9 protein-coding genes are annotated in these 8,566 nt (G+C 70.1%); 3 read left to right on the top strand and 6 right to left on the bottom strand.

Going from position 1 to position 8,566, the window contains the following annotated elements; genetic code table 11:
- The coding region (locus AACZ35_RS09705; protein ID WP_339828577.1) for an acyltransferase family protein at positions 1–1,103 on the bottom strand (1,103 nt) is incomplete at its 3' end.
- A gap of 158 nt (positions 1,104–1,261) precedes the next feature.
- Here AACZ35_RS09705 and AACZ35_RS09700 point away from each other — a divergent pair.
- Both AACZ35_RS09700 and dinB read left to right on the top strand, forming a co-directional pair.
- The gene (locus AACZ35_RS09700) at positions 1,262–2,146 is read left to right on the top strand and encodes a LytTR family DNA-binding domain-containing protein (RefSeq protein ID WP_339828576.1); all 885 of its coding nucleotides are present in this window, start codon (positions 1,262–1,264) and stop codon (positions 2,144–2,146) included.
- Positions 2,143–3,237: a DNA polymerase IV gene (gene dinB, locus AACZ35_RS09695; protein WP_339828574.1), complete on the top strand. Its 1,095-nt coding sequence runs from the start codon at positions 2,143–2,145 to the stop codon at positions 3,235–3,237. Before AACZ35_RS09700 ends, dinB begins: the two co-directional genes overlap by 4 nt.
- 54 nt (positions 3,238–3,291) lie before the next feature.
- Here the strand turns inward: dinB and AACZ35_RS09690 are convergent, their stop codons facing one another.
- Complete coding sequence (locus AACZ35_RS09690; protein ID WP_339828572.1) at positions 3,292–3,957, bottom strand: RcnB family protein; 666 nt, start codon at positions 3,955–3,957, stop codon at positions 3,292–3,294.
- Positions 3,958–4,142: 185 nt separating this feature from the next.
- Here AACZ35_RS09690 and AACZ35_RS09685 point away from each other — a divergent pair, with 185 nt between their 5' ends.
- Entirely contained in the window at positions 4,143–4,625 is a 483-nt protein-coding gene (locus tag AACZ35_RS09685; protein ID WP_339828570.1) for a YajQ family cyclic di-GMP-binding protein, read from the top strand.
- 92 nt (positions 4,626–4,717) lie between these two features.
- Here the strand turns inward: AACZ35_RS09685 and AACZ35_RS09680 are convergent, their stop codons facing one another.
- Genes AACZ35_RS09680 through AACZ35_RS09665 form a run of 4 tightly spaced genes read right to left on the bottom strand, consistent with a single transcriptional unit; the run spans position 4,718 to position 8,356 of the window.
- Complete coding sequence (locus AACZ35_RS09680; protein ID WP_339828568.1) at positions 4,718–5,425, bottom strand: 16S rRNA pseudouridine(516) synthase; 708 nt, start codon at positions 5,423–5,425, stop codon at positions 4,718–4,720.
- Positions 5,422–6,450 carry a methyltransferase gene (locus AACZ35_RS09675; protein ID WP_339828565.1) on the bottom strand — a complete coding sequence of 343 codons (1,029 nt, stop codon included), beginning with the start codon at positions 6,448–6,450 and terminating at the stop codon, positions 5,422–5,424. The genes AACZ35_RS09680 and AACZ35_RS09675 overlap by 4 nt, the downstream gene beginning before the upstream one ends.
- 23 nt (positions 6,451–6,473) lie before the next feature.
- The gene (locus AACZ35_RS09670; protein ID WP_339828563.1) at positions 6,474–7,613 is read right to left on the bottom strand and encodes a GGDEF domain-containing protein; all 1,140 of its coding nucleotides are present in this window, start codon (positions 7,611–7,613) and stop codon (positions 6,474–6,476) included.
- A complete protein-coding gene (locus AACZ35_RS09665; RefSeq protein WP_339828561.1) occupies positions 7,601–8,356 on the bottom strand; it encodes a lipo-like protein in 756 nt (251 codons plus the stop codon). Before AACZ35_RS09665 ends, AACZ35_RS09670 begins: the two co-directional genes overlap by 13 nt.
- Between the last annotated feature and the right edge of the window lie 210 nt (positions 8,357–8,566).

The following is an 8,566-nucleotide window of genomic DNA, read 5'->3' as shown; positions in this document are numbered from 1 at the left end:
ACGCCGACCCGGCGCACGATTTCGTGGCCCAGGGCGCAGGCCAGCACGGTGCCGCCCAGCACGGCGCCGGCTTCCACCCACACCGGCAGCCCGCGCGGCACCAGCCAGTAGGCCAGCAGCACCATGGCGCTCTGGTGGATCACGTACCAGGGGTAGACCGCCTCGGTGGCGTAGGGCAACCAGCGCAACGGTCGGTTGAGCAGGTGGTGGCCCCAGGCCAGGATCGCCAGCAGCGTGGTCCATGCATACAGGCCGCGCAGGCAACGTATCGCCGCCAGGGCCAGGTCGCCGAATTCAATGTCCGAACGCAGCAGGGGCAGGTAAACCAGTCCCATCACCACCGCGGCCACCAGCAGCGGCCGGCGCAGGCGCAGCAGCTCGGTCCAGAAGGCCTCGCTGCGCGCCAGCAGGTAACCCAGCAGGAAAACGGTGAAATATTCGGCGTGCCGGTACCAGTCGCTGACCAGGTCGCGTTCGGCATCGCCGAAGGGCTGCAGCAGGGTGTTCATGTAAAGGCCCAGCAGGGCCGCCGGCACCAGCACCAGCCAGGCGCCCCGCAGCCCGCCCAGCCAGGCGGCGAACGCCTGCCCGGCGCGGCTGCGCAGCAGTGGCAGCAGGAGCACCAGCACCAGCGTGTAGGTCCACAGGTAGGCCAGGTACCACAGGTGGTTCCAGGTGAAGCCGTATTCGGCGCCGGCGAAGCCGCCCTCGGGCCAGGGCTGCAGCTGCAGGTAACGCGCCATGAAAGCAGGGAAGCCCGGCTCGACCACGCCGTTCGCCACCGCCTCGCAGTAGGCCTGCACCGGCACGATGGCGGCCATGCCGAACAGCAGCGGCAGCAGCAGCCGCCAGGTGCGCAGCGCCACGAAGCGCCCCGGCTGCCGCTCGGGCTGGAACAGGCCGATGGCCAGCCCCGAGAGCAGGAAGATCAGGTCCATGCGCCAGCGGTTCATGGCGATCATCGGCCACTGCAGCCATTCGTAGGTATGGCCGGACTTGAGGTGGAAACCCCACTCGGCCACGTAGACCATGCCGCCGTGGTAGGCGATCAGCAGGGCGAAGGCGATGACGCGCAGGGCGTCGATGTCGTAGCGGCGTTGCACGGGCGACTCCGTTGTCTGGTGATGACGGGGCCAGACTGGGCCGCGGCGCCGGCCGCCACCAGCGCCAAGTGACGCCCGGCGGGGCCACAGGGACCAATTGCGGGAACCAGGGACGAATGGGGGCGGCTTCCGCGCCGCCCCTTGCCTAGAATGTGCCGATGCCCGCCGCCACTCCCCCGCCGACCACCTACGACCGCTACCGGCCCTACCGCCGCTGGGTCGAATGGGGCGCCTGGATCCTGCTGATCCTGCTGGGCGCGGCCAGCGAAACCATGGTGGTGGGCATGGAGCTGCGCCGGGCCGGCCTGCCGCACCACCCGATGGAACCCGCGGTCTGGGAGTGGTCAAGCCACCTGGTCCTGCTGGCCCTGGTGCCCGGCATCGCCTGGTACACCCGGCGCTTTCCCCTGCACCTGGACACCTGGGCGCGCGTGCTGCCGGCGTGGCTGCTGGGCAGCCTTGTGTTTTGCGTGCTGCACGTGGCCGGCATGGTGGCGCTGCGCGAGGCCGTCTATGCCTGGGCCGGCGCCGACTACGACTTCGGCAACTGGGGCCGGCAGTTGCTTTACGAGTACCTCAAGGACGGCCGCACCTTCCTGCAGTTCGCCCTGGTGATGGAGGGCTACCGGTTCCTGGTGCGACGCCTGCAGGGCGAAGCGCGGCTGCTCGATGCGCCCGACGATGCGTCGCCGGATGCGCCGGTCGAACGCCCCGAACGTTTCCTGGTGCGCAAGCTTGGCCGCGAATTCCTGGTCGCCGCCAACGACATCGAGGCCCTGCAGGCCTCGCGCAACTACGTGAACCTGCGCGTGCGCGGCCGCGAATACCCGCTGCGCACGACCATCTCGGCGATCGAGGGGCGACTGGACCCGGCGCGCTTCCAGCGCGTGCACCGCAGCCACATCGTCAACCTCGACCAGGTGGCCAGCATCGAACCGCTGGACACCGGCGACGCCCGCATCCACCTGCACGACGGCAGCACCCTGCCCTGCAGCCGCCGCTACCGCGCCGACCTGAAGGACCGGCTCGGCGCCGCATCGTGACGGCGCCCCGCAAGATCGTGCACGTGGACATGGACGCGTTCTACGCGTCGGTGGAACAGCGCGACGACCCCTCGCTGCGCGGGCGCCCGGTGGTGGTGGCCTGGCGCGGGGCGCGTTCGGTGGTCTGCGCGGCCAGCTACGAGGCGCGCAAGTTCGGCGTGCGCTCGGCAATGCCGGCGCTGCGGGCGGAAAAACTTTGCCCGCAGGCGGTGTTCGTGCCGCCCGATTTCGTGCGCTACAAGGCGGTGTCGCGGCAGGTGCGGGAAATCTTCGCGCGCCACACCGACCTGGTGGAACCGCTGTCGCTGGACGAGGCCTACCTGGACGTCACCGAAAACAAGCTGGGCCTGGCGAGCGCCACCGCGGTGGCCGAATCCGTGCGCGCCCAGATCCGCGAAGAAACCTCGCTGACGGCTTCCGCCGGCGTCGCGCCCAACAAGTTCCTGGCCAAGATCGCCAGCGACTGGCGCAAGCCCGACGGCATCTACGTGGTCAAGCCGGCGATGGTGGCCGACTTCCTGGCGCCGCTGCCGGTGGGCAAGATCCCGGGCGTGGGCAAGGTGATGGAAGGCAAGCTGGCGGCGCTGGGCATCCGCACGGTTGGCCAGCTGCGCAGTTTTGGCGGCGACGGCCTGGAAGCCCGGTTCGGACGCTGGGGCCGGCGCCTGCACGAGCTTTCGCTCGGCATCGACGAGCACCCGGTGCAAAGCGAACGCGCCACCACCCAGGTGTCGGCCGAGGACACCTTCGAAACCGACCTGCCGCTGGAACAGACCGGCGACGCCATCTTGCGCCTGGCCGCCAAGGCCTGGGCCGCGGCCCGTCGTGAAACCGAACGCAGCCCACGCACCATCGTGCTCAAGCTCAAGACGGCGGACTTCCGCATCCTCACCCGCAGCCTGACCCCGGCCGTGATGCCCGGCACGCTGGAGGAGTTCACGACGCTCGCGCTGGAACTTCGCCAGCGCGTGGACCTGCCGGCGCGCACACGCTACCGGCTGGTGGGGGTGGGCCTGGCCAATTTCCGCGGCCACGACGAAGCGCCGCCGCAGCCGGGCCTGTTCGATGGCGAGCAGGGCGCCGAAGACTGAAACAGGACGGGCGGCCTTGCGGCCGCCCGTCGGGGAACTACCTGGCCGGATGGCTCAGTAGTACAGGTCGTAAAGCACGTCCAGCACCAGGCCGGTGGCCAGGGCTACGAGCACCACGTCGCGGTCGGAACGAACCCAGCGGTAGCCGTAGGGCGGCGGCGGCAGGCGGTAGGCGTGGTAATCCACGTAGTACGGGCGGCCGTAATAGGCCGGCGGCATGCGGTGGCCGACGTTCCAGCGCACGTGACGATAGCCCGACGGATACACATAGCGCGCCGGGGCGCGATAGCGGTGCTCGGGGCGCCACTGGTAACCGCGCCAGCGGCGGTCGTCGTGACGCACGTAGCGGTGGTTGTCGCGGCGGTCATCGCGCCAGTCACGGCGGTCGTCCCGGCGGTCGTGGCGCCAGTCGCGGCGGTCATCCCGGCGGTCGTGTCGGTCGTCGCGGCGGTCGGCCCGCCAGTCGCGGCGATCGTCGCGACGGTCGTGGCGATCATCGCGGCGATCGGCACGCCAATCACGGCGGTCGTCCCGGCGGTCCTCGCGGTTCCCGCGGCGATCCTCGCGACGGTCTTCGCGGCGATCCACGCGCATGGGGCCCTTGTTGTCCTGGGCGGCCGCACCGGCGACAACGCGGGCGCGCACGTCCTGTGCAGCCGCCGGCATCACCGTGGCACCCGCCAGCAGGACGACCATCGAAACCATCAGTACTCTTTTCATGTTCGGATCCCTCGGGCTGCGGAGTGCGGGCGGCCGGGGCCGTCCACGGGGCGAATGATTGTGTCCGCGGCGCTGAATTGCCCTTGAATCCGCCGTTCGCCCTGCGTGAAGGCCAGCCGTCCGTTCAGCCGGATGAACGCCGGGCCAGCTCGGCTAGAATGGCTGAAAACCAACCGGGAGCCGCCATGCCTTCGTTCGACGTCGTGTCCGAAGTGGACAAACATGAACTGACCAACGCCGTTGACACCGCCAACCGCGAGCTCGGCAACCGCTTCGATTTCAAGGGCCAGGACGCCAGCTTCGAGCTTGACGGCTTCGTGGTCACGCAGAAGGCGCCCAGCGATTTCCAGCTCAAGCAGATGCTCGACATCCTGCGCGCCCGGCTGATCGCACGCGGCATCGACATCCGCTGCCTGGACGAGGGCGAACCGGAGATCAACCTGGCCCAGGCGCGCCAGAAGATCACCGTCAAGCAGGGCATCGAACAGAAGCTGGCCAAGAAGATCGTCGCCACGCTCAAGGAAGCCAAGATCAAGGTCGAAGCGCAGATCAACGGCGACAAGCTGCGCGTGTCGGGCAAGAAGCGCGACGACCTGCAGGAAGCGATGGCGCTGCTGAAGAAGTCGGACCTGGAAATCCCGCTGCAGTTCGACAACTTCCGCGACTGACGAAAATCCGGACCCTCTGTAGGAGCGCCTTCAGGCGCGAATCCCTTCTTTGCCAGAGGCAAAGTCAAAAAGATTCGCGCCTGAAGGCGCTCCTACAACGTGGTGTCGAAGAGTTTGGCGCGGTCGGCGTCGCCGAGCAGCCGCCACCCCCCCGGCGCCAGCCCGTCCAGATCCAGCCCACCCAGCCGGTGCCGGTGCAGGCTGTGCACGTGGTTGCCGACCGCCGCGAACATGCGGCGGATCTGGTGGTAGCGACCTTCGACCAGGGTGACCCGGGCGCGGCGCGGTTCCAGTATTTCGAGTCCGGCGGGCGCCAGCGGCGTTTTCTCGGATTCCAGCATCAGCGTGCCGCTGGCGAACGTGGCCGCCTCGTCGCCGCGCAGGTCCTGGTCCAGCACCGCGTCGTAGATCTTGGGCAGCATCGCCTTGGGCGAAGTGATCCGATGCAGCAGCGCGCCGTCGTCGGTCATCAGCAGTAGGCCCGAGGTGTCGCGGTCGAGCCGCCCGACCGTCGACAGGATCGGATTTCGCAGCCGGAAGCGGGGCGGCAGCAGGTCGTAGACCACGCGCCCCGGGTCCTTGGTCGAACAGGTGTAACCCACCGGCTTGTGCAACAACAGCAGCAGCCCCTGGGGCGGGTCCAGCGGCTCGCCGTCCACGCGCACGTCGGCATGTTCCACCGCGTCGTCGGCGTACAGCACCTCGCCGGCGGCGTCGGTGATGCGGCCTTCGCGGAACATCAGCGCCACCTGCTTGCGGCTGCCGTAACCCAGGTTGGCGATCAGCTTGACCAGTTTCATGCGCCCGCCTTCACCGCGTGGATGACCTTGAATCCGCCGGCGTCGGCGAGCTTGCTCACTTCCCCGAAACCACGCGCCAGCGCCTGTTCGTAGGGTAGGTGGCGATTGGCCACCAGGCACAGGCGGCCGCCGGGCCGCAGCGCCTGGGCCGCAACGCCGATGAAGGCCTGGCCCAGTTCGGGCTGGTCGGCGCGGCCCTGGTGGAAGGGCGGGTTGGACACGATGAAGTCGTAGCGGCGCGGCAGGCCGGCGGTGACGTCGTGCCAGTGCAGGCCGGGCGTGAAGCGCCGGCCCGCCAGGTTGATGCGCGCCAGCGCCAGCGCGCGGGCCTCGGCTTCGTAGAGGTCGAGCGCGGTGACGCCCGGGCAGCGGTCCATCACCTCGGCCGCGAGGTAACCCCAGCCGGCGCCCAGGTCGGCACCCTCGCCCGCCAGGTCGGTGGGCAGGTTGGCCGCCAGCAGCGCCGACGCGGCGTCGATGCGGTCCCAGGCGAACAGGCCCGGCCGGCTCCGGAAGCGGCCATCGAGGATCGGCCGCGGCGCATCGAGCTCACGCCATTGGGCCAGCAGCGCGCTGTCCACGGAGTCACCCAGGGGCGTGGTCCAGACGGCGCGGCAATGGTTCTTTCCCAGCACGTGCACCGAACCGGTCAGGCGCTCGAGGTCGTCCTGCATCGAACGCGCGCCCTCCTTGTTGGCCGCGCAGGCCAGCACCACGCCGCCGTGGCCGGCCTGGTCCACCGCACGCGCCAGCAGCGCCCGGGACTCGTCGCGCTGGCGCGGCGCCAGCAGCATCACCAGCCCGAAGCGGCCGGTGTTGGATTCCGAGACCGCGAACCCGTCCCTGTCCAGCGCGTCCGCCCAAGGCTTGAAGCCCTGCTCGCACACCGGCCGGTGCCGGCGCGCGGCGTTGAGCGCCGGGCCCGTGCGCGCGCGCAGGAACAGGCAGCCGCCCGGCGCCGGCCATTCCAGCGCGCCGGAGGCCAGGGGCAGCAACAAGGTGTCGAGCGCGGGATCGGCAATCACGCGGCAAGTCTAACCCGCGGGCTTCAGGCGTCGGCGGCGATGCGGTCGCGGCCGGCGTCCTTGGCGGCATAAAGCGCGCTGTCCACCGCGCGGTAAAGACCGTCGGCATCGCCGTGCCGGTCCGGGTCGAAGCGGCCCAGGCCGATGCTGGCGGTCACCAGCATCGGCCGGCCGTCCAGCACCAGGGGCGAGGCGACCAGGCTGGCGCGCAGGCGTTCGGCGGCGCGCCGGGCCTCGTCCTCGCCGGCTTCCATCAACACGCCGAACTCTTCGCCGCCGAGGCGCGCAAGCAGGCACAGCGGCGGAGTGAACACCTGCTGCAGGCGGTCGGCCAGCGCCTGCAGGCAGGCGTCGCCGACGGCATGGCCGTAACGGTCGTTGACGTGCTTGAAGTGGTCGACGTCGAGGATCAGCAGGCAAAATCCCTCGCCACCCTCGCGCGCCCGGGTCGCCAGCGCGTCGAGTCGTTCGCTGAAATGGCGGCGGTTGCAGACGCCGGTCAGCGGGTCGGTGCGGCTGAGTCCTTCATACAGGTCGCGCTGTTCGCGCAGGGCGATGTCCAGGTCAAGACGGCGCCGGTATTCGACGTGCGTGCGCAGCAGCGCGCCCACCAGGTACACGGCGTAGAAGGTCATGGCCACCGCCAGCGCGCGCTGGTCCTGGTCCAGCCACAGGATCACCAGGGTCGGCAGGAACAGCGCGGTGGCGCCGACCACGGCGAAGGAGCGCACCGTCGTATAGACGTTCACGAATACGGTGGCGTAACCGATGGTGGCGATCAGCGAGACCATGCGCACCTCGGCCCCAAAACGCGGGTCGAGCAGCATCCAGCCCTGCACGCCCGACCAGGCCAGCGGCGCCAGCGGCAGCACCAGCGCATAGCGCCTGAGCCAGCGGCGGTTGGCCGCGGCGTCTTCGGCCGGCGGTGGCCGCATGGCCAGGCGCAGCAGGCCCAGCACCAGGAACGCCATCGCCATGGCCAGCGTCGGCAGCGGCGCGAACTGCTGCGCGCCGGCCAGCCAGGCCACCACGGCCCAGCCGAACAGGTACAGGAAACCCGCCAGCTTCGAACGCTCGTAGCTGTCGTGCACCACCTGGGCCAGGCGCCAGGCCTGGCGGTCCTTGCTGGACGTGGCCGGCAGGACCGGGCTCAGGCCTTCCATTCCAGCGCCCGGTGGTCGAAGCCCTGGGCCAGGCGTGGTTTGACGATCTCGAAAAACGGCGAGACGTCGAAGTCGCGCGGCACGTACAGGCTGTGGTGGCGGATATGCAGGATTTCCCGGCGCGCGCGCTGGCCGCCGGCGGTGGTGGCGTCCACGCGCTGAATCTCGGGCAGGATCGGGTAGCGGATCGATTCGAAGGCCTGGGCCAGCAGGGTCGAACAGATCGCCTTGGTCGGCTCGCCGCTGCCCAGCGCCAGCAGCTGGCGTTTCATCGAACCGGGCACCGGCGGCGTGCGCACCAGGTAACGGGCCAGGTCGAAGATGTTCTTCAGGTCGTAGGTGATGCCCTTGCGGTCGAGCATGAAGCGCACCAGCGCGTCGATCTCCTCGTCCGACAGCCCCACCGGCCGGCAGATGCGCGCGTGCAGGCCGGCGAAGGTGGACAACGGAATGGTGCGCACGCCTTCGACCACGTCCACGTCCACGAAGATGCGCGGTTCGTCGCCTTCCGCGGCCGGGCCCAGGGTGTCGCCGATGCACAGGGCCGCATGCGACCAGGTCGACTGCGTGAGGTACTTGATGGCCGTGGCGAATCGGCTGCTGCCCTCGACCAGCAGCACGTCGCCCTTGCGCAGGGTCGCGGCGAGCAGCCGCGGCGGGCTGGTGGGCAGGTGGCTGCTTCGTTCGCGCGGCTTGGCCAGGAATGCAGCCAGCCGGCGCCCGATGGCTCGGAGCGGCGACATGCGCCGAAGCCTAGCGCATGCCCCCGCCGCTGGGCAGCCTTCAGCCGGCCGGGCGCTGGGCCGCCAGCAGTTCGCGCAGCTGGCCCAGCTTGGCCTTCACACGGACCGCGTGGTCCGGCCCCATGCGCCAGAGCGCCTTGTGGCCGATCGAGGCCTGTTCCAGGCGCGGGTCGGCGAAGGCCCAGCGCGGCCGGCCTTCCACGGGCACCA

It is taken from the genome of uncultured Arenimonas sp. (genome assembly GCF_963976025.1).
In the GTDB taxonomy this organism is placed as follows: Bacteria; Pseudomonadota; Gammaproteobacteria; order Xanthomonadales; family Xanthomonadaceae; genus Arenimonas.
The sequence above is the reverse complement of the archived record's forward strand: the minus strand, read 5'-3'. Positions and strand labels throughout refer to the sequence as shown.